Source organism: Bradyrhizobium sp. (genome assembly GCF_016213215.1).
Classification (GTDB): Bacteria; Pseudomonadota; Alphaproteobacteria; order Rhizobiales; family Xanthobacteraceae; genus Bradyrhizobium.
In genome coordinates this window covers 40503-61802 of the sequence record NZ_JACRAW010000043.1, presented here as the reverse complement: position 1 = coordinate 61802, position 21300 = coordinate 40503, and the positions used below count along the sequence as shown (strand labels likewise).

Below are 21300 nucleotides of genomic sequence, written 5' to 3'. Positions count from 1 at the left end.
GAGAAGATCATGCAAAGCATGTTCTCGCGCCGCCGCTTCATCGGGATCAGCGCCGCCGCGGCAGGTCTTTCCATCATCCCATTCGGCTTGCGAGCCAGGGCCGACGCGAACCTGGTGACCTGGCGCGGCAGCATGCTTGGTGCCGTCTCCACCATGAGGATTCATCACGCGGATGCGGCTCAAGCGGAACGCCTGATCGCGGCGGCCTGCGCGGAGGCGCGGCGGCTCGAGCGGTTGTTCAGCCTCTTTCTCGAAGACTCCGCGCTGGTGGAACTCAACCGAACCGGCGTGCTTGTCAATCCGGCGGCCGAACTGGTCGATCTCATGCAAATCTCCTTGCATTATGCGGAGCAGACAAATGGCGCATTCGATCCGACAGTGCAGCCCTTGTGGAATGTCTATGCCGATCATTTCAGGCGACCGAACGCGCATCCCAATGGCCCGCCCCGCGCCGCCGTGCAGGCCGCGCTTGCGCACGTCGACTACCGCCGTTTGGAGGTCAGCCGCGATCGCATCGCGATGCCACGCGGATCTTCCGTCACCCTGAACGGCATCGCGCAGGGCTATGTGACGGACAGGATTGTCGCACTCTTGCGTTCGCACGGCATTGTTCGCAGTCTCGTCGACATGGGCGAGGCACGCGCGATCGGGTCACGTCCTGACGGACAACCATGGGAGGTTGGGATTGCCGATCCTGACTTGGTAGGCCGAACCATCGCGACGATTCCAATCGTGGATCGCGCCGTTTCCACATCAGGCAGCTACGGATTTCGGTTCGATCCGCAGGGCCGATTCAACCATTTGCTCGACCCATTGAGCGGCGGTTGCGCCCAACGTTACCGCAGTGTGACGACCGTTGCCGCCAATGCGACCGCCGCAGACGCGATGTCCACCGCTTTCAGCCTGATACCAGAACCGCAGATCCGAGCATTGCTCGCGCCGACTCAGATCGAGCTCGTCCATATCATCGACGCGCAGGGAAGCACATTGGAACTGGCCGCATGAGAGGCGACCGGTGACAAGCCACGCGTCGGCGGATCTCAATAACTCACCTCAACGCGAACCGAATGCAGCTCGTGCCGATCAACTATCCGGCGGAAAGGCGGCCGACAACGAAATTCCCGCAAGCCGCAGCATCATCGGTAGATCGCCCGGGTCTCAGCGCTCCCTGTGCGTACCAGCATCAAGCCATGCTTCGAATGCGGGCCCGACATCCTCGCCGGTCACGAGCCCGGATCGCCAGTCGTCATGCGCAGGCCGCACGATCAGCATCCAGCCATCGCCATATGAATCGGAATTGATCAGCTCGGGGTTGCGTATCAACAGATCGTTGTGCGCGACAACGATTCCGTCGAATGCCGCGCGGGCCGAACCGACCCATTTGCCCCCTTCCACCACCGCAAAAGATCGGTCCTTCTCGAAGTCGAATCTGAGCCGCTTCGGGGTGAAAACGATGATGCCCCCCATCAGATTGGCCGACCATGACGTGAATCCGGCACGCACGTTGCCGTCGTCGAGCGGCGCGTACCAGATCTGGTTGTTGATGTCATATAGGAGATGATCGGGGAATTCGAATCCCTGGACGAACACCATCGCTGCCTCAATAGGTGAGAACGCGGCAATCCCCTTCCATCACGTCCCGGATCATGGCGGCCACCCCCATCATGCCGGCACACTCCGGAATGAGATCGCTCTCTTTGAAGTCGAACAGCTCAAGATTCGCAGGGCAGGCCCAAAATCTGGCACCCTGGTCGTGAGCATCCTTGATCCAGTCGTACACGGTCTTGTCGTGACCTTCCTTGAGGCGAATGGCTTCCGCGACACCCTTGACCATCAGCCTGCCTGCGGTCGCGGTGCAGACCACATCCACGCTGTAGTCCATCGCAGCTGCCACCGCAGCGTGATAGAACGGTGCCCCGAGTTCCTCGGGATTGCGCGGATCGGTATTGAGGAGAACGATGAGGAGCCGGCCGCTCACGATGGAACCTCGTCGACGTGCATCCGACGCCCCCATTTGTCGAAGAAGTGTCCCTCGTTGAGGACGAGCCGGTCTTCATCGAGCCGCATTTCAAGCTGTCGAAGCTGCACCCGGGCGGTTGGATTGTCGAGCGGCCCGCCGCCAGACGCCCGCACCGGGAAGAACGCCGCGCCGCTCCAGTCGGCTCCCGATCCGGCGAACATGACGACCATATCGCTCCAGTCGACCTCGGCACCGACAACGTTGAAGTAGGTGGAGCATAGGGGCGTGATCGTGGCATCTGTTATGTCGACCAGCACGACCAGCGCCGTGAACTCGCCAGCGGCCGAAAATTCCTGAACCAGCCAGCCAGGAAAATCCGTCGAGTCGGATGCGCGTTCAGAAATCGACAACGGGCGTCTCCGGGAAGTAGTTCTCGAACAGGCTCCAGAACGGCGTGCCGTGCCTGTCCTGGTATCGCGCCTCGAATTCGGCGAGCACGGCAAGAACGTCGACCTCGGGAGGCTCGGTTTCGGCGGGCGATACGGTGGCAAACACCGCCTCGGCGACCGGCACGAAATCCGTCAACGTCGCCTGACGTGCCTCGCTATCGCCCGACCAGCCGAGCGAGTTGCGCATGGCAGCAAGGGCGTGCGCGACGGCCGCCTCCCTGGTTCCCGCACCGCTGACGCTATCGACGATCGCCTTGACGAAGTTATACCGGCGATAGGCGAACTTGCGCGCCTGCTCAATGGCCTTGCGCCGTTCGATGATTTCCCTCTGCAACTCGGCCTCGGCCGAGTCGGCGCGCTGCGCCGCTGACTGCAGTGAGACCAGGAATTCCGGCGCCGATATGCTCACACAGCACCTCTCGATCGTGGCGGAAGAGAGAGGGAGTCGAACCCACCAAGAACCGTCTCGCGGCCCTTCCCGGATTTGAAGTCCGGACGCCCCACCGGGAACGTGTCTCTTCCAGATTGTATCGCGTCCTGCCCGGCCGCGCCGGCCGGCAAGGAACGAAACAGGTCTAAGCGATGGCGATTTATGCGCCTCAGGTCGCCCCGGCGCAACGTCACGCCGTGACGATCAAAGAATTCGAGTATCTGGATCGCGACCTTGCGGCCATTATCCAGACGGTCGCGCAATTGCGCTGCCGTAAACTCTCCCTTGGGGGAGGTCTCCGCAACTTGGGTGGCAATCGAGACCATCTCCCCGACTGTAGCACGCAAGAAGAAATGATCATGCGCCACTTCGTCCACCTTGCCCATTCGGCCCAGCATCTTGAACAGTCGGCGGATGTCGGCCTCCGGCACGGTCAGGACACCGGCAATGTCACGTACCCGGGGCGGACGAAATCGCTCCGCTCCCGAGATGAGCGGCTGGATCCTTAGCCAGATCTTCTCGTCGGCCGGCGTCAACCTCGCTTCGTGGCCGGCAAGCCGCACCCAGGCGCCGTCGAGGCCTATCTCGCCCTTCCTGGCCAGCCCTTGAAGAAATCCGGAGAAGGCGGGCGCGGGCAGACACGGGGTCAAACGCAAACGCAGCCGCTCGAGCCCAAGGCCGGGCAAATCGGGATTGGAATCATGGAACGTCTTCAGCGTCGCCAGCAGATCGTCTTTCAGATGCAGCCATGTCGCCGGAGCAAGACCGAGCTCGCCGGCGCCGCTTGCGATCCTCAGTACGCCCGACTGCGCGATCAGGCGCTCGGCCGCACCGCGGCTCAATACACGGTCGCGCATGAAGGAGGCAACATTGACGAAGAACGGTGCTCGCTCCAGCAGCGCGTCCAGAATCCTGGCCGGAGTTCCGAGCGCCATGGCTTCGAGCTGCGCCCGTCGCTCAGGCGCTCTCCGCTTGCGCGCAGGCGCGCGCAGATCGAGCAGTTGCCCACCGCCGATGGTGCGTTGATCGGTCGTATCACGCAGCACGTAGCGATCGCCTGCGCCGGCAGCGATCGGTCTTTCCAGTACCAATTGGACGAACTCAGTCTGGCCCGGGCCTATCGGACCGTCTCCGAGCAGCACGACGCGTGCTGCAACCTGCGCCGTTCCATGATAGAGGCGCACCGGCATCCACTGCGTCACCGGCTTGGCCTCCTCGGGCAGCAGCCGAAGCGTCGCATCGATACGGGCGGCGGGAGCATGGAGATCGGGATCGAGCACCATGTCGCCGCGCTTGATCGCCTCCTTGTTGATGCCCTCTCCCGCGAGGTTCAGCGCACAGCGCTGTCCGGCATAGCCCAGTTCGCTGGCCCGGTTCTGGGCGTGAATGGAGCGCACCCGCGCCGACAATCCCGACGGGCTGACCGTCACCCGGTTGCCCACCGATACGGCGCCGGAAAGGACCGTGCCTGTCACAATCGTTCCGGCACCCTGCAGCACGAAGGACCGGTCCACCGCGAGCCGGAATCGTCCCTCCTCCGCGTCGCGCTTGAGCTTGCCGGCCACGGCAAACAATTCGTTGCGCAAAACATCGACGCGATCGCCGGCCACGGCTGAAACCGGCACGATCTCCGCATCCGCCAGCGTAGTTCCAGCAAGCACATGCCGGATCTCGGAAACGACCCGCTCGCGTTGCTCTGGTGGCGCTACGTCGACCTTGGTCAAGGCAACGATGCCGTGCCTGATCCCGAGAAGATCGATGATCGCGAGATGCTCGCGGGTCTGAGGCATCACGCCGTCATCGGCGGCGATCACCAGCAGCGCGAGGTCAATCCCGGAGACGCCCGCGAGCATGTTGCGGACAAAACCTTCGTGGCCGGGCACGTCGACAAAGCCGATCACGTCGCCGCCGGGGGCCTGAAGATAGGCAAAGCCGAGGTCGATCGAGATGCCTCGCTCCTTTTCCTCCTTCAGCCGGTCGGTATCGACGCCGGTCAGCGCCCGCACCAGCGTGGTCTTGCCGTGATCGATGTGGCCCGCGGTCCCGACTATCATGCCGCCGTCTCCCTGGCGGTCCTGCGCTGCACTTCCGCAAGCTGATCGGCAGTCAGTACACGCTCGGCTGATGGAATGAAGGGATCAGCAAGCGCACTGCCGCCCCGCTTTGCGCGCAGCAACCAGCCCAGCCCGATCATGTGATCGTGGGCCACGCCGGCGCCCAGGCAATGCGCGGCCCCCAGCATCGCCTGGCCGTCAGCATCATCGGCTGCGGCAGCCCTGGCCCACCATTCCGCAGCCCTGGCCGGGTCACGCTCGACGCCGATCGCATTGTGATAGAGCATGCCGAGCCGGGTCATGGCCGACGCTACCCCTTGATCAGCCGCCGCGAGCGCCCAGCGGTGAGCCGCCGCGCTGTCAGACGGAACGACCTCGCCCTCAAGCAGCATCCAGCTCAGCATGTCCTGGGCGATCGCATCGCCGGCTTCCGCGGCACGCCGGTAGAACTCCGCGGCACGCGCAAAGTCGGTGGCAACGCCCTGCCCCTTGAAATAGAGCGCCGCGAGATTGCGTTGGCCGACCGGATTGCCAGCTTCGGCCGCCAGCGTGAGCCATTTGAATGCGAGTTCATCGTCTCGGCCGACGCCGATTGCTTCCGCAAAGCAGGCACCAATGCTCGCCTGCGCGCGCGCAACGCCGCCGTGGGCCAGCGCAGCCCAGAGCTCGAGCGCCCGCGCATAGTCCCCATCGGCGAAAGCCTTGTCGGCGATGGTCATGGCCTCGGCGGGATCGAGCCTCTTCGCATTCGCGCCGGCGAACAGATTCCTAACCCAGCGCATCGGAATCGAGCCTGAGAGATTCGAGATTGCGCACCAGACCGCCTTCATCGTCGAGGCAGCGCAAGTCCAGCACGAGTTGCTTGTCGGCGATATGACCGATGACGGGCACCGGCAGATGCCGCAAGGCGAGTGATAGCGCCGCGAGAGCCCGACCTGACGATCCCCGCGGACGGCAAGCCAAGCCCGCGCTGGGAATACCTTCGAGCGGCAAGGCGCCGGAGCCGATCTGGCTCACGCAGCTGATCACCTCGACCGAGAACGCATCGCCGAGAATCTGGCCGAGGACAGGAGCAAGCCGCTCGGCCTGGGCCCTGATGTCGGCCTCCGGACGAGCCAGGAGCTTCAAGGTGGGCAGCCGCTGCACGAGCCGGTCGGGATCGCGGTAGAGCTTCAGCGTTGCCTCGATTGCGGCAAGGCGGATCTTGTCGACCCGCAGGGCTCTCTTCATCGGATTGGCGTTCAGACGGGCAATCAGCTCCTTGCGTCCCGCCACGAAGCCTGCCTGGGGCCCGCCAAGGAGCTTGTCACCGGAGAAGCTGACGAGATCGGCTCCCTCCGCAATCGCTTCGGCCACGGTCGGCTCGTGTTTCATGCCGAACTGGCCAAGATCAACCAGCGTTCCAGAACCGAGGTCATGAACAACCGGAACATCATGGGCGTGGGCGAGTTCGACAAGGGCGCGAGGCTCGACGGAAGCGGTGAAGCCCTCGATCCGGTAGTTCGACGTGTGGACCTTCAGCACCAGGCCGGTCTTCTCGCCCAACGCTGCCGCGTAGTCCTTCCTGTGAGTACGGTTGGTGGTGCCGACCTCGACGAGCTCCGCGCCGGCCCGCGCCATGATCTCAGGCATGCGGAAGGCGCCGCCGATCTCGATCAGCTCGCCACGCGACACGATGGCTTCGCGTCCATTGGCAAGAGTATTGAGAACCAGCAGGACGGCCGCGGCGTTGTTGTTAACGACGGTCGCATCCTGGGCTCCGGTCAATTCGCAGAGCAGATGGCGCACGTGCTCGTCTCGTTCGCCGCGCCTGCCGCCATCGACATCGAACTCGAGCGTCACGGCTTCGCGCATGGCGAGGACCGCCGCCTCGATGGCCGGCTCGGCGATCAGCGCACGGCCGAGGTTGGTGTGCAGCACGGTTCCGCTGAGGTTGAACACCGGCCGCAAGCTCGGACGGTCAAGGGTCTCCAGCCGTCTCACCGCGTCGAGCGCGACTGCGCCGGCCTCGACCGACGAGCCCCCCTCGGTCCGTGCCTCGGCGAGAACTTCGCGGATCGCGCGGACCACAGCCTTGTGGCCGAAGCGATCAATTGCCGACAAGCCGATCGCTGTCCTCAGCACCTGATCGACCGCCGGAAGTCTTCTCGGATTTCGTGCGTCCATCGGACGTACTCTCAGTAGCCGAGCAGGTAAGGATTGAAGGCACCGCGGCGATACCCCCCTTCCCTGACGAGCAGATCGAGCGCTAATGTCGCCACGTCATCGGCAACGGGATCCAGCTCCGGATGCTTGTGCTGGTGCAGAATTTTCGCGTAACCGTGGCACTCCTCGCAGGTCTCCGCCTGAACGCCATCCTGCGCGCCTTCGATTTCCTTGTAGCCGATCCCCTTGGTCGAACCGCAGCAGGTGCAGCGGATGCGGACATAGTGCCACCAGGTCTGGCACAGGGAGCACACGCAATATCGCGTATTCGCGGCATGCTGCCAGCCGACGATCACCGATGCCACCGGCGGCCCACCACAAACGGGGCAGATCGCATCGCCGACCGCAACGAGTTCGTTCGGATCAAGGCGCGAGGCGACGCGCGCCATGTGCACCTGGAGTGCCGCGGTGACAAAGACATGGCGGGCCAGCGTCTCGACCGGAATGGCATCGGCCAGCACCGCGCGCATCATCACGTCCCGCGCATCTGCGCCCGCCTCCCGGACTTCGGTGAGCGCCAGCCTCGCCTGGGCCGGCATCTCGATCGGAGCGGCAAGCTCCAGCAACCGATCGAGTGCGGCATCAAATGCCGGATCGGCGACAAAGCGGCTGCGGTCAACCGGCGGCATGTTGAAGTGACGTGCTCGCTCTCGAACATCGAGAGGCGGCACCTCGGGCTCCGGCAAGCCGTCCTGCAGCCGATGCTGAACCTCCGAGAGACCGGCGAGAAACCCGAGATAGGGTCCAAGCTGATGCGTTGCCGAAAGCGCGCGGAAGCGTGATGCGCGGTGAAGAAAAACGCTCGCCGGATCGGGCAGGACCGCAAAAGCCGGTTTTGCGACGTTCCCGATGGGAACGGGATTATGCAGCGGTACGCCGGTTTTACTCATCTTTGGACCTCACGAACCCTCCGGGCCACGTGGGGTGTTGCCCGTGCCCGCCTGAAGGGCGAGCACGGGACCGCCCAGGCTAGTGTTTGGTGACCAGATTGCGTAGCCACTTGCGGTGGTGCCGCCACGCCCAGCCGCCGGTCACCTGACCACGCGTCATGGCGCTTATCGTACCCCGCACCCAGATCGCCGCATAGATGTGAACGATCCAGACGCAGATCGCGCCGATGGCCGCGACGGCATGTACCAAGACCGCCACCCTCTTCTGCGTGATCGAGAAGTAGGAGCCGAAGTACTCGTCCCACATCGCGATACCGCTGACGATGAGGACGATGATCAGCAGCGACATCTGCCAGAAGACCAGCTTCTGGCCTGCATTGTAAGTTCCGATTTCGGGCAGGGTTTCCTCATGCCCGGTCAGAATGGCACGCGGGCTGAGCAGCCATTTTCTGTCGTCCCGATTCCACAGGTTCAGCTTCCAGAACCGCAGGAACAAGCCCAGGAAACCAACGAACAGGACCAATCCGATCCATGGATGAATCACCCGCGTCCAGGATCCGCCGCCGAAAAGCGAGGACAGAAAGAAGAGACTCGGATGAAACAGCGACAGCCCGCTGAGGGCGAGCAGCACAAGGCTGGTCGCGGTGACCCAGTGGTTCATGCGCGCTCCCACCGTGTACCGGTCGACGAGGACGGGGTCGCCGCGGTGAACGCTTCCGCTTGTGGACGGACCTGCGCCGCTCATTTCGTCTCTCCCTCGGCAAGGCGCTTGGCCGCCTCTTCCTCCTCGCGAGAGACCCTGTTCGGGCCGTTCACGAGGTGATGCACGACGCCGATCGCAGCGGCCGCACCCATCACCGCAAGGCCTGCATACTTTACCGCTCCCTTCCAAACCTCAACCAGCGGGCTGATTGTCGGATTGTTGGGAAGCCCCGCGTAAATCTCCGGCTTGTCCGCGTGATGAAGGACGTACATTACGTGCGTCCCGCCGACGCCGGGAGGATCGTAAAGACCTGCGTTCTTGTAGCCGCGGGACTTCAGATCCTTGATACGCGCTTCGGCGTGCTTCTTCATGTCCTCCTTCGGCCCGAACACGATGGCCTGGGTCGGACACGCCTTGGCGCAGGCCGGGCCCTGTCCGACGGCGACGCGATCGGAGCAGAGGGTGCACTTATAGGCCTTGCCCTCGGCCTTGGAGATGCGGGGAATGTTGAACGGACATCCCTTAACGCAGTAGCCGCAGCCGATGCAGTTCTCCTTGACGAAATCGACGATGCCGTTGGTGTACTGAACGATGGCTCCGGGCGCAGGGCATGCCTTAAGGCATCCCGGATCCGCACAGTGCATGCAGCCGTCCTTGCGGATCAACCATTCGAGGTTGTCGGTCTCGGGATTGACCCACTCGGTGAACCGCATCAGCGTCCAACTCGCCGTCGTCAGGTCGTGCGGGTTGGTAAGAGACCCGGTGTTGAAGCCGACCTCTTCTTTCAGGTTGTTCCACTCAAGGCAGGCCGTCTGGCATGCCTTGCAGCCGATGCATTTCGACGTGTCGATCAGCTTGGCCACTTGCTGCACGGGCTCGCCCTGCGGGATCGTGGATGCTGAGCGACGCATCAGGTTCTTGTCGCTGAGCTTGGCAGCGACCGGGCTGACCGATGGATTCGGGAGAGGTGGATACATGCGCGCCTCCCTATGCCACCGGCCCGGCGATGGGCTCGATATCAACCAGAAACGCCTTGTACTCGGGCGTCTCGATGTTGGCGTCGCCGACGTAGGGCGTAAGGCTGTTCGGCCCGAAGCCCTTCCTCGCCACACCGGTGAAGCCCCAGTGCAGGGGGATACCGACGACATGCACCGTCTTCCCGTCACATATCAGCGGCTTGATGCGCTTGGTCACGACCGCCTTCGCCTTGACCGACCCGCGCTTCGACCAGACGCGGACCCACCCGCCTGACGTGATCCCCTTCTCTTTCGCAAGCTCCTCCGAAATCTCGACAAAGAATTCGGGCTGGACGACAGCATTCGGCTGCACGTGCTTGGTCCAGAAGTGGAAATGCTCCGTCAGGCGATAGGATGTCGCTGCATAGGGGAACTCCTTCGAGTCGCCGAACTGCTCCATGTCGCCACGGAACACCCGGGCCGCGGGATTGCCCCGGACCTTGGGCGCAACCACGTTCGTCACCGGCGATTCGAACGGCTCGTAGTGAGTTGGGAACGGGCCGTCACGCATCATGCCTCTCGTGAACAGGCGTGCCGTTCCCTCCGGGTTCATGATGAACGGACCCACGACGTCGGGCTTGGCAGCGGGCGCGATGTCCGGCACGTCATAGCCGGACCACTTGCTGCCGTCCCATTCGATCAGCTTCCGGCTCGGATCCCATGGCTTGCCATTGAGATCGGCAGAAGCCCGGTTGTACAGGATCCGCCGATTTGCCGGCCACGCGAACGCCCATTTAAGATACGTGCCGGCATCGTCCGGATCACTATTATCCCTGCGCGCCATCGCATTTCCGGCTTCCGTGAAGCAGCCTGAATAGATCCAGTTGCCGCATGCCGTCGAACCGTCGTCACGCAAGACCGCGAATCCAGGAACCTGCTTGCCCTTCTGCAGCAGCATCTTCGAGGAATCGTTGGGATCGGCCACGTTTTCGACCACGTAGCCGTTGAGCTCCTTTGCGATCTCTTCCGGCTTCGGATCATTCTTGTCCTTGTAGGGCCAGTGCAGATTGACGATGGGGTCGGCATAGGCCCCACCCTCCTTCTGGTACAGCTCCTTCAGGCGCAGGTGGATCTGGGCCATGATCCAGGCATCGGCCTTGGCTTCAGCGGGCGGCGTAGCGCCGGCCCAATGCCACTGCAGCCAGCGTCCCGAGTTCACCAGCGCGCCCTCGTCCTCCGCGAAGCAGGTTGAAGGCAACTGGATCACTTCGGTCTGGATCTTCGATGGATCCACGTCGTTGTGCTCGCCATGATTCTCCCAGAACCGGGATGTCTCCGTTTCCAGAGGATCCATGGTCACGAGGAACTTCAGCTTGGAGAGCGCGACCGTCAGCTTCTTCCGGTTCGGGAATGACAGCAGCGGATTGAAGCCCTGGCAGATGTAACCGTTCATCTTGCCCTGGTGCATCAATTCGAATGCCCGCAGCACGTCATAAGCCGGCACGTCGAGCTTGGGCAGATAATCGTAGGCCCAATTGTTCTCGAGTGTCGCGGCAGATCCCCACATGGCTTTTTGGAAACTGACGAAGAACTTCCTGTAGTTCTGCCAGTAGCTCATCTGGCCCGGACGCAGAGGCTTGAACCCGCGCGTCGCCATGTAGGTGTCGAACGTCGTCTCCCGCTCGTTCGGGAGCGTGAGATAGCCGGGGATCAGGTTCGACATCAGACCGATATCGGTCAGGCCCTGGATGTTGGAATGTCCGCGAAGCGCGTTCATTCCACCGCCACGCACGCCGATATTCCCCAGGATAAGCTGCAGCATCGCCATGGCCCGGATATTCTGCGAGCCCTTGGAATGCTGGGTCCATCCCAGCGCGTACATCGACGTCATGACCTTGTCCTTGGCCGACGTCATAGCGATCATGTCGCATACCTTCAGGAACTTGTCCTTGGGCGTGCCGCAGATCCGCGACACCATGTCGGGCGTGTATTGCGCGACATGGGCCTTGAGCAGATTCCAGACGCAACGAGGATCCTGCAGCGTTTCGTCGACCATGACTGCGCCGTCCGGCCCGATCTGGAGGTCCCAGTTGGAGCGGTTATAGTCGCGCTTGGACTCGTCGTAGCCGTCGAAAAGCCCATCCTCATACTTGAAGCCGGCCTTCACCAGATACGGCGCGCTCGTGAACGCCTTCACGTAGTCCCACTGCACCTTGTCGTTCTGGATGCAGTAGTTGATCACCCCGAGCAGGAACGCGATGTCGGTTCCCGGCCGGATCGGCGCATAGAAATCGGCGACGGAAGCCGAACGTGTGTAGCGCGGATCGACGACGATCAGCTTCGCGCCACGGTTCGCTTTCGCTTCCGTAACCCATTTGAAGCCGCAGGGATGCGCCTCTGCAGCGTTACCACCCATAATGACGACGAGATCCGTGTTCCTGATATCGGTCCACGCATTCGTCATCGCACCGCGACCAAACGTTGGGCCCAAACTGGACACCGTGGGGCCGTGTCAGACCCGCGCTTGGTTGTCGAATACGAGCATTCCCGCGCTGCGAACCGCCTTGTAGGTGACGAAAGCCGTCTCATTGGTGGTCGCCGACGCCGCCAGGAAACCGGTGGTCACCCAACGGTTGACGGTGGTGCCGTCGTTGTTCCGGGCGATGAAGTTACGATCGCGATCCTCCTTGAGGAGGCGAGCGATGCGATCGAGGGCAAAATCCCAGCTCACGCGCTCGAACTTGTCCGAGCCGGGTTTGCGGATCATGGGATATTTGAGCCGCGTTTCGGCGTGGACGAAATCGAGCAGCGCCGAACCTTTCGGGCAGAGGGTGCCACGGTTGGTCGGATGATCGGCATCGCCCTCGATGTGGACGATCTCGGCCTTATCGCCTTTCTTGAGGTCGCCTTTGGAATACATAACAATGCCGCACGCTACCGAGCAGTACGGACAGGTATTTCTGGTCTCGGTGAGATTGGCGAGTCTGAAAGGACGAATCGAGGCCGCATAAGCCGATTCAACGTCCCCAAATCCAAGAGCGCCAACGGTTGTCCCAGCGAGACCCGCGCCGACGCCCTTCAAGAAGTGGCGCCGCGAGAGCTCCATGTTCATTTTCCTCTCCTAGCACAGCTTCCCGTGGGGAGGCTGCAAAGCGGCATGCCATTTGCCGGCATCCCTGTGATGCGGATCACTCCAAGAGGGTACTTTTTTGCCGGGTTCCAAGTCAAACGGTCCAAACCCGCAAAACCCCGTATTGCGGCGCAACATTATCGAGAGAGCCATCGTTTAGGGCTTTTTGGCTGGTTCTGCCTGCTTTCCTGCGGTGGAATGACGCACCTCCTAAGGTTGTATCGTGCAGCTCTCATGATCCGAGTTGACGGCACGGCCGAGGCGGCCGCAGATTGCCCCCGTTGCACACCCACCCGCTCCCGAGTTTCGGGGCTCACCGCCTTTCGCATCCGCGATTCGCATCGCGGCCCGTCGCTTGCCGACTGTGCCGATTTTGCTTGTGTCGCACCCGTCGAATTCGGAAGTGCAGGCGTGGCAGACCGCGCAGCTTGCGGCTTGGCAAGGCCGTAACGCGCCGGCTCGGCGTGTGCTTCTTTGGCGCGCATCACGCAGGAATGGAACCTGGGTCGGACGGTAAGAAATCGCAGATGACAGAATGAATCACCAGGACGAACGAATTCTGGATCTCCGCGGCTTGCGCTGTCCGCATCCGGTGCTGCGCGCCAAGAAGGCCTTACGAGATCTCGCGGTCGGCTCAACGCTCGTCATGGAATGCACAGACCCCCTCACCGTGATCGACGTGCCGCATTTCGTGAACCAGACAGGACACCTGCTTTCCGAGCAGGGCCGCCGGCAAGATCTCTACGTCTTCAAGATCGTCAAGCTTCATTGAACGGCACAGCATGATGCCTCCCGTGTATCTCGACCATAACGCGACGACACCGGTCGATCCGCAGGTGCTGGATGCAATGCTGCCGTATCTGCGGTCCGAGTTCGGCAACCCGTCCTCGACCTATTCGCTGGGCCGTCGGGCTCGCGAGGCAATAGAGACAGCCCGCGGGCAGGTTGCGGATTTGATTAGCGCATTCGCCGACGAAATCGTCTTCACTAGCGGAGGTACCGAGGCGAGCAACATCGCCATTCGCGGCGGTGCGGGATCGGGCGGGCTGCGCCGCGACATCGTCACCACCAACATCGAACATCCGGCGACCGACGCCTGCTGCGAGATATTGGCGCGCGAGGGATTTTCAGTCCATCGCGTCCAAGCCAACGCGGACGGTTTGGTCGAACCCGCTTCCTTTCGTGAATGTGTGGGCGAAGCGACAGCCCTCGTCACCGTGATCCACGCCCAGAACGAGATCGGCACGCTGCAGCCGATTGCGGGCATCTCGGCAATCGCGCGCCGGCATGGAGCGCTCATGCATGCCGACGCCGCTCAATCCGTCGGGAAGATTGCCGTCGACGTGAGGGCGCTCGGTGTCGATCTGATGTCCATTGCCGGTCACAAGTTGTACGCGCCGAAGGGCGTCGGCGCAGTCTTCATCCGTCGCGGGCTGGATATCCCATCCGTTCTGGTCGGAGCCGGTCAGGAGCACGGTCGCCGGCCGGGCACCGAAAATGTGCCCTACATCGTGGCGCTTGGTTCGGCGTGCAAGATAGCCGCCCTGAAGCTCGATGAGGAGAGCGCGCGGCAAAGGCATTTGACGGATACGCTGCTGCATCGGCTGGAAACCGAAATCCCTGACATCGTCTTGACCGGACATCGCGAATTCCGCCTGCCCAACACGCTGAATGTCCTGTTCCCGGGCGTGTCGGGACGGCGGCTGCTGGAGCTGTGCCCCGAGGTCATGGCATCGAACGGCTCAGCCTGCCACGCGGATCAAGAGCAGGCTTCCGCGATACTGACCGGCATCGGACTGGATCCCGAGATGGCGCTCGGCGCGGTTCGTCTTTCGGTTGGCCGCCGCACCACGATGAACGACATCGAAGTCGCCGCGAGCGCGCTCGCCGCGGCATGGCGAGGATTACATCCACAGTCCGGCCGCAACTCTGATCCTGCTATTCGCGGAGCACATCCATGAATGTCCCCCAGATCCGTCTGACAAGTCTTGCCCATGGCGGCGGCTGCGGCTGCAAGCTTGCGCCTTCGGTGCTTCAGCAACTGTTGTCCGGGCAACTGACCATCAATCCATACAAGCAGCTTATTGTCGGCATCGAGACCGGCGACGATGCCGCCGTCTGGAAGCAGGATGACGGCACCTGCATCATCGCAACCACCGACTTCTTTATGCCGATGGTCGACGATCCTTACGATTTCGGCCGCATTGCCGCGACCAACGCAATCTCCGACATTTACGCCATGGGAGGAACGCCGATCATGGCGCTCGCCATTCTCGGCATGCCGGTCGACAAGATCGCCCCCGAGCTTGTGCGACTGATCCTTCAAGGCGGACGCGACGTTTGCGCCCTCGCAGGCATCCCTGTCGCGGGCGGGCATTCGATCGACTGCCCCGAACCGGTCTACGGGCTCGCGGTGGTTGGCACCGGCCGAGCCAAGAACATTCGCCGCAATGCCGACGCCAAGCCCGGCGACGCCGTGATTCTGACCAAACCTCTCGGGGTCGGTATCTACTCGGCTGCGATCAAGAAGGACAAGCTGCCCGAAGGCGGCTATGCCGACATGATCGCAACGACGACGCTCCTCAACAAGATCGGCGCGAAACTCGCGGAAAACAGTTCCGTGCACGCCATGACCGACGTGACCGGCTTCGGCCTGCTCGGGCACGGGCTCGAGATGGCGCGAGGATCGAATGCCATTCTCGCCCTCGACATGAAGGCTCTGCCCTTCCTGAAGGAGGCGGCCCGGCTCGCCCAGGAGGGATGCGTCACCGGCGCCTCGAACCGCAACTGGGCCAGCTATGGCACGAGTGTCACCTTGCCGGCTCATTGCGCGGACTGGCAGCGGCACCTCCTCACCGATCCGCAAACCTCCGGCGGGTTGTTGGTTTCATGCGAAGCAGCGCAGGCGCAAAACATCCTGCGGATGATTCAAGGAGAAGGGTATCCGTCGGCGCGCATCATCGGCCGCGTGGAGGCTGGGCAGCCTGCGGTCAAAGTCGAGTTCTAGGACCGCTCAATAAAGTGTTTCGCCAAACAGCCGGCGCCACATTAGCGTCGTCCGGAACTGCGGCCACCGCAAAAAGCCTTGTAGAGCGCGTCGAGCACGACCTGAACCCTATCATCGGCGAGACGATAGAATATCGTCGTCCCTTCGCGGCGCGCAGATACCAGCCCATCGAGCCGCAACCGCGCGAGCTGTTGCGATACGGTGGATTGTCGCTGGTCCAGCAGCTCCTCAAGTTCCCCGACCGTCTTCTCTCCATCAATCAGAAGACACAGGATGAGAAGCCGGGACTCGTGCGCGAGCGCCTTGAGGAACTCGCTCGCAAGATGAGCGTTGCCAGCCATCTTGCCGAGATTCCATGACGTGTCGGCAACCTTGGACTTTGGCTGGGCCATCCGATTTTCCTTTCAAATTCAGATATTTGAATAATTACTAATGCTCTCCCGGTCGCCAGTAAAGGGTAGAGTAGCACCCGATCCTTCCGATGATCCGGCGCCAGTGAGACGCACTCCTTTCATCGTGCGCATTTTGGGTGGTCGCGGCCCATGTGGTCGCTTTCCCGCGCCTGTTCGTCCCATCGCCGGAGCGAGACGCCAAGCCGTCTCCGCGCCCGATTATACGCTGCAAATATTGACTGACTTGTAACGAGGCGGAGCTCACCGGGCGTTGCACTGCCAGCAGTGATCAAGATGGTGGTCTTCTCAACGTCCGCGCCAGATCGGCTTTCGCTTCTCGACGAATGCCCGGATTCCTTCTTTCGCATCGGGATGCGCCATGTTCCGCGCGGTGAGCTGGCCGGCGTACTCATAGGCGTCGGAAATCGACATCTGAATTTGCCGGTAGAAGGCCTGCTTGCCGAGCGCCAGCGTGTAGGTGGATTTTGAAGCGATCTCCTCGGCGAGATTCTGCACCGCCGTGTCGAGCTCTTCCGGCGCAACGACCGCGTTGACAAGTCCGGCGCGCATCGCGAACTCAGCGTCGTGGAGGCGGCCGGTCGTCAGCATCTGCATGGCGTGCTTGGGAAGCACGTTCCGTCCCAAGGCGACCATCGGGGTCCAGCACCACAGGCCGATGTTCACGCCCGGGGTTGCGAAACGCGCCCCGCTCTCCGCCACGGCAAGGTCTGCGCTGGCGACGAGCTGGCATCCGGCGGCGGAGGCGACGCCTTCGACCTTCGCGATGATGATCTGCGGCTGGTCGCGGAAGGCCTGCATCATCGCCGAGCAGCGCGAGGCGACGGAGGCCGAGAATTCCGGGCCGTCGTTAGCCTGGAATTCCTTCAGATCGTGGCCGGCGCAAAAGATCTTCTTGCCGACGCCCGCCAGCACGATAACCGCGATGCCCGTCTCCGCCCTGAGATCAACTAGGTGCTTGTGCAGCGCATCGATCGTCGAGACCGAAAGGCTGTTGCCCTGCTCCGGACGATTGAGGCTAAGACGGCAGATCGCATCTTTGTCTTCGCGGGTCACGAGTTCGTTCGCTGGCGTTGGCATCGACTGTCTCCAATATCGAAATAGCTCGTGCATGGCCGCGCTCAAATACTGAGCGACGTTCACGTCCGTTGTCCTCGCAAGCCCGAAGGCGGCGGGAGGCTAAAGCATCCCGCCGTCTTGGATCACCATTTTGTCACGTCCGTTGGGATGGGAAACCATTCGGGCCTCGCCGGCATGTACTTGCCGTGCTTCGCGACATCGGAAAGGGCCGTGACGCCGCCGAACCGCAACGTGCGCCCTGCGCGCGCATGACCGAGCGCGCTGAAACGTCGCGAGTCGCACCAGGCTCACCCATCGCGGAAGGTTTCCTTCGCGCGCGTGCGATCGATCGCCCCGGCGGCGGTCTTCGGCAGGCTCTCGGTCAGCAGGATATGCTTCGGCCGCTTGTAGCGGGCGATGCGGCCAGCGACGAAGTCCACGATCTCCTTCGGTGTGGCCGATGCTCCCGGCTTCAGGGCGCAGACGGCCTTCACCGCCTCGCCCCATTCAGCGTCCGGCACGCCGAAGACGACAGCTTCGAGTAACGCCGGATGGCCAAGCAGCGCCGCTTCCACTTCGGCCGGATAGACGTTCTCGCCGCCGGGCTTGATCAACTCCTTGGCCGGGGTGCGGCCTTTGTAGAAAAGGTAGCCATCGGCGTCGAAGGCGCCGTTGTCTCCGGTGTGATGCCAGCCGTTGCGGAATGTTGCCTTGGTGTCCTCCGGGCAATTCCAGTACCCTTCGAATACGCCCGGACCGCGCACCACGATTTCGCCAGTCTCACCCGCCGGCACCGGCCGATCGAGATCGTCGACGACGGCGACCTGTGAAAGAAACATTGGCCTGCCTGCCGATCCCGGGCGGTCGCGGAACGGCGCGGCCGTGACCAGCCCGGACGTCTCCGACTGGCCAAAAGCCACCCAGAAGCGCGCATCCGGACACGCCCTCTCGAAACGCGCGATCGTCTCAGGCGTGTCGAGACCGGTGACGACGCGCAGGCTCGCGAGATCGCCCGGATGTTTCGTTGCGTCGAGCATCGAGCCGAGGATCGGCGCGAACTCGCTGAGCACCGTGACCTTTTCGGCCCTGACGGCGCGCACCGCTTCGGCGGCGTCGAACCGCGGCAATATGACGGCCGTTCCACCGGCGTGCTGACAGCCCAGCAGCAGCGTCAGACCGGCAAGGTGAAACAACGGCAGCACGCACAGTGCGGTATCGCGCTCGGTCAACGACCAGCAGTTGATCATCTGCACGCTGCTGGCGATCAGGCCCGACTGCGTCAGCAGCGCCCCGCGCGGCTGGCCGCTGACCGCGGCAGTGTGAAACATGACGAACGGCGCACTTGCTGCAACCGCCGGCGGCACTGTCTCTCCGTCGCCACAAATCTCCTCGATCGGCCGGTAGGGCGCGATCGCGCCGCCGACGCCGATCCAAAGCTGAATGCTCGCGATCTCGGAACAGGCGGCGATTAGCGCCTCTTGGTGCGCCTGATCGGCGATCACAGCCTTGGGCGCCGCGTCCGAGACGATGTAGGCGATTTCGTCGGCGCTCAGCCGCCAGTTGATCGGAACCAGGATGGCGCCGAGCCAAGCCATTGCCCCATAGACGTCAACGAATTCGAGATTGTTGTGCGACAGCATCGCCACGCGGTCGCCGGCGCTGACGCCGGCCCGTGCCAGCCCTGCGGCCAGGCGCACGACGCGGTCGCGATAAGCAGCGTTGCTGACGCGCCTGTCGCCGATCACTACCGCCGCTCGGTCTGGAAACAATCTCGCATTGCGCGCGATGACGTCCGCCAAGGAAAAATCGCGCAACCCCACGTCGTCCTCCCGTCGCGCCCAGGCGCAATCCCATTTTCTACCGAAGGGTAGTTCGAGGGACGATCGGCTGTCAATCAAGGGCCGACTGCGGAATGTGCGCCCTACGATAGCCGCACGCCCTTATTCACGCTGCCGGACCTTCCGCTCATTGTGCAAACCCGGTTCACGCGTTCTCTGGGTTTCCTGGCCGTTGAGCCCGGACAGAAAGTAGTCAACGAACTGCGCACTGATCTCGGCCGCCGAACGTCTGGCGCGCGACCGGTCGTACCAGAAGGCCATCCAGTTCAGGCATCCGAACAAGGCCGTGGCGGCAAGCGCCGGGTTGCACGGCCTGATCGATCGGTCGGCGACTCCGCGCTCGATGAGCGCTCGCACCTTGCGTTCGAGCAGGCGGCGGGCGGAGTGGAGGCTTTTCGCGCCACGCGGCGAAATCTTGATATTGAAAGAGGTGATGACACAGACGCCGAATTCGGTCGTCGTCCACTCGCCATAGCGAGTTAGGAGGATTCGCAGGAGTTCGGCGCCGGTCGCGCCGCGATCGACCAGGAGGTCGAACCCGTCCAGCATCTGATCAAGGCCGAACTGCTGGATGGCAATCAGAATGCCTTCCTTGTCACCCAAGTGGTAGTAAAGCGAAGGTTTCGAGACGTTGAGTGCATCCGCAATGTCGGTCAACCGCGTCCTCTCGTAGCCGCGCTCGCGGAACAGGCGGGCTGCCGCGCGCATGATGGCGTGGCGCTTGCCCGCCGCCGCGTCGTCGAGAAATACCTCTCCGCCCCAGCGCCTCTTCGGCGCCGCGATCGTCTTTTTCTTCCGCATTCGAACCGCGCCGACGGAAGCGTCAATGCTTCTCGTACATCGTGCAGACCACTGCGCCGCCGATCCCGAGATTGTGCTGGAGAGCCAAACGCGCGCCTTCTACCTGGCGACTATCCGCGGCTCCGCGCAATTGCTGTGTCAATTCGTAGCACTGCGCGAGCCCGGTCGCGCCAAGCGGGTGGCCCTTCGACAACAGTCCGCCGGAAGGATTGGTGACCACCTGCCCGCCAAAAGTGTTGTCGCCCTTGTCGACGAAGGCGGTCGCTTCGCCCTCCTTGCAAAAGCCGAGCGCCTCGTAAGTGAAAACTTCATTTTGCGCAAAACAGTCGTGCAGTTCGCACACATCGACGTCTTCCGGCGCCGTCCCGGTCTCGCTGTAGAGTTGCTCGGCAGCGGCGCGCGCCATCTCGGAGCCGACGAGGTCGATCATTGACCGGTGGCCGAACGTGCCGGGCAGGTCCGTCATCATCGTCTGTCCCTTGATACGGACCTGCGTGTCGACGCCGTTCCTTCGCGCGAATTCCTCCGACATGACAACCGCCGCCGCCCCGCCGCACGTGGGCGGGCAGGCCATCAGGCGTGTCAGCACGCCCGGCCAGATCGGCTTGGATTCCAGAACCTCCTCGGCCGTGACCACGTTCCGCAGCAGCGCGAGCGGGTTCGCCGCGGCGTGGCGGCTGGCCTTGGCCTTCACCTTCGCGAACAAGTCGACTTTCGCGCCGTAGCGATCGAGATATTCGGCGCCGGCACCCCCGAAGAAGCGCAGCGTGAGCGGAATCTCCGAATGGCCAGCCCAATCGTCGGTTGCGGCGTTGAAACGGCCCAGGCTCGACGGACGGTCTGTCCATACCTCGCCGAGCGCGCCGGGCTGCATCTGTTCGAAGCCGACGGCAATGGCGCAGTCGACCATGCCGGACTCCACCGCCTGCCGCGCGAGAAAGAGCGCGGTCGATCCCGAGGAGCAATTGTTGTTGACGTTGACGATGGGCACGCCCGTCATTCCGACTTCGTAGAGGGCGCGCTGACCCGACGTCGAATCCCCGTAGACGTAACCGACATAGGCCTGCCGTACCGCGGAATAATCGATCCTGGCATCGGCCAATGCCATGCGTGCCGCATCCGCGCCCATCTCGTAGTAGGCCTTGCTGTCGCCGGGCTTGCGAAACGGCACCATTCCGACGCCGCCAACCACTACGCTTCTGGCCATGGTCTTCTCCGTCTCCGCTGTCGACAAGGGCGGCGCGCCTGCAGCAGGCTCCTGCGAGCGAAGAGCGCATCAATGTTGCAGTTGCGAAAGAACGTCTGGACGCAAGTAAGCTACTCTCGGGTAGATTAGCGTGTCAATTCGCCGTACACGCTTGACGAGGCGGCATTGCCCCTCCGATCATGGACGCCTTGGAACTACTCG

Annotated in this window: 19 protein-coding genes, 1 tRNA gene and 1 pseudogene; 4 read left to right on the top strand and 17 right to left on the bottom strand. The window is 62.8% G+C overall.

The annotated features are described in order from the left end of the window. The first annotated feature begins 9 nt into the window (after positions 1-9). Entirely contained in the window at positions 10-1005 is a 996-nt protein-coding gene (locus HY852_RS08730) for an FAD:protein FMN transferase (RefSeq protein ID WP_291604042.1), read from the top strand. 153 nt (positions 1006-1158) lie between these two features. On the opposite strand, the gene HY852_RS08725 is transcribed toward HY852_RS08730, so the two are convergent. From HY852_RS08725 to fdnG, 12 genes and pseudogenes are all read right to left on the bottom strand, one after another. Further along, entirely contained in the window at positions 1159-1593 is a 435-nt protein-coding gene (locus tag HY852_RS08725) for a glycine cleavage system protein H (RefSeq protein WP_291604041.1), read from the bottom strand. Between the two features lie 7 nt (positions 1594-1600). Next, a complete protein-coding gene (locus HY852_RS08720; RefSeq protein WP_291604040.1) occupies positions 1601-1978 on the bottom strand; it encodes a DsrE/DsrF/DrsH-like family protein in 378 nt (125 codons plus the stop codon). Continuing rightward, on the bottom strand, positions 1975-2370 hold the full coding sequence (locus tag HY852_RS08715; protein WP_291604039.1) for a hypothetical protein: 396 nt from the start codon (positions 2368-2370) through the stop codon (positions 1975-1977). The genes HY852_RS08720 and HY852_RS08715 overlap by 4 nt, the downstream gene beginning before the upstream one ends. Then, the gene (locus HY852_RS08710; protein WP_291604038.1) at positions 2357-2818 is read right to left on the bottom strand and encodes a hypothetical protein; all 462 of its coding nucleotides are present in this window, start codon (positions 2816-2818) and stop codon (positions 2357-2359) included. The genes HY852_RS08715 and HY852_RS08710 overlap by 14 nt, the downstream gene beginning before the upstream one ends. A gap of 17 nt (positions 2819-2835) precedes the next feature. Next, positions 2836-2931, bottom strand: a tRNA-Sec gene (locus HY852_RS08705). A 129-nt stretch (positions 2932-3060) separates the two neighbouring features. Next, positions 3061-4893: pseudogene (gene selB, locus HY852_RS08700) on the bottom strand (selenocysteine-specific translation elongation factor); the annotation flags it as partial. Then, complete coding sequence (locus HY852_RS08695; protein WP_291604060.1) at positions 4890-5612, bottom strand: tetratricopeptide repeat protein; 723 nt, start codon at positions 5610-5612, stop codon at positions 4890-4892. The gene HY852_RS08695 and the pseudogene selB, both read right to left, overlap by 4 nt. A gap of 49 nt (positions 5613-5661) precedes the next feature. Beyond that, complete coding sequence (gene selA, locus HY852_RS08690; protein ID WP_291604037.1) at positions 5662-7059, bottom strand: L-seryl-tRNA(Sec) selenium transferase; 1398 nt, start codon at positions 7057-7059, stop codon at positions 5662-5664. Positions 7060-7070: 11 nt separating this feature from the next. Continuing rightward, positions 7071-7988 (bottom strand): formate dehydrogenase accessory protein FdhE, encoded by a 918-nt coding sequence (gene fdhE, locus HY852_RS08685; protein WP_291604036.1) that lies wholly within the window; start codon positions 7986-7988, stop codon positions 7071-7073. A 79-nt stretch (positions 7989-8067) separates the two neighbouring features. Continuing rightward, complete coding sequence (locus tag HY852_RS08680) at positions 8068-8733, bottom strand: formate dehydrogenase subunit gamma (RefSeq protein WP_291604035.1); 666 nt, start codon at positions 8731-8733, stop codon at positions 8068-8070. After that, positions 8730-9668 carry a formate dehydrogenase subunit beta gene (gene fdxH, locus HY852_RS08675; protein ID WP_291604034.1) on the bottom strand — a complete coding sequence of 313 codons (939 nt, stop codon included), beginning with the start codon at positions 9666-9668 and terminating at the stop codon, positions 8730-8732. Before fdxH ends, HY852_RS08680 begins: the two co-directional genes overlap by 4 nt. A 10-nt stretch (positions 9669-9678) precedes the next feature. Further along, a complete protein-coding gene (gene fdnG, locus HY852_RS08670) occupies positions 9679-12759 on the bottom strand; it encodes a formate dehydrogenase-N subunit alpha (protein ID WP_291604033.1) in 3081 nt (1026 codons plus the stop codon). Positions 12760-13312: 553 nt separating this feature from the next. Between fdnG and HY852_RS08665 the strand changes: the two genes are divergently transcribed. Genes HY852_RS08665 through selD form a run of 3 tightly spaced genes read left to right on the top strand, consistent with a single transcriptional unit; the run spans position 13313 to position 15784 of the window. Next, complete coding sequence (locus tag HY852_RS08665; RefSeq protein WP_291604032.1) at positions 13313-13549, top strand: sulfurtransferase TusA family protein; 237 nt, start codon at positions 13313-13315, stop codon at positions 13547-13549. A gap of 10 nt (positions 13550-13559) precedes the next feature. Next, complete coding sequence (locus HY852_RS08660; protein WP_291604031.1) at positions 13560-14738, top strand: cysteine desulfurase family protein; 1179 nt, start codon at positions 13560-13562, stop codon at positions 14736-14738. Continuing rightward, positions 14735-15784 (top strand): selenide, water dikinase SelD, encoded by a 1050-nt coding sequence (gene selD / locus HY852_RS08655; protein ID WP_291604030.1) that lies wholly within the window; start codon positions 14735-14737, stop codon positions 15782-15784. The genes HY852_RS08660 and selD overlap by 4 nt, the downstream gene beginning before the upstream one ends. A gap of 41 nt (positions 15785-15825) precedes the next feature. Here selD and HY852_RS08650 read toward each other — a convergent pair whose 3' ends face one another. From HY852_RS08650 to HY852_RS08630, 5 genes are all read right to left on the bottom strand, one after another. Further along, positions 15826-16176: a helix-turn-helix transcriptional regulator gene (locus tag HY852_RS08650; RefSeq protein ID WP_291604029.1), complete on the bottom strand. Its 351-nt coding sequence runs from the start codon at positions 16174-16176 to the stop codon at positions 15826-15828. A 306-nt stretch (positions 16177-16482) separates the two neighbouring features. Further along, positions 16483-17274: an enoyl-CoA hydratase gene (locus HY852_RS08645; protein ID WP_291604028.1), complete on the bottom strand. Its 792-nt coding sequence runs from the start codon at positions 17272-17274 to the stop codon at positions 16483-16485. 287 nt (positions 17275-17561) lie between these two features. Then, positions 17562-19073: an AMP-binding protein gene (locus HY852_RS08640; RefSeq protein ID WP_291604027.1), complete on the bottom strand. Its 1512-nt coding sequence runs from the start codon at positions 19071-19073 to the stop codon at positions 17562-17564. Positions 19074-19193: 120 nt separating this feature from the next. Then, positions 19194-19892, bottom strand: coding sequence for a TetR/AcrR family transcriptional regulator (locus HY852_RS08635; RefSeq protein ID WP_291604026.1), 699 nt, complete (start codon positions 19890-19892; stop codon positions 19194-19196). A gap of 22 nt (positions 19893-19914) precedes the next feature. Beyond that, the gene (locus HY852_RS08630) at positions 19915-21099 is read right to left on the bottom strand and encodes a lipid-transfer protein (protein ID WP_291604025.1); all 1185 of its coding nucleotides are present in this window, start codon (positions 21097-21099) and stop codon (positions 19915-19917) included. Between the last annotated feature and the right edge of the window lie 201 nt (positions 21100-21300).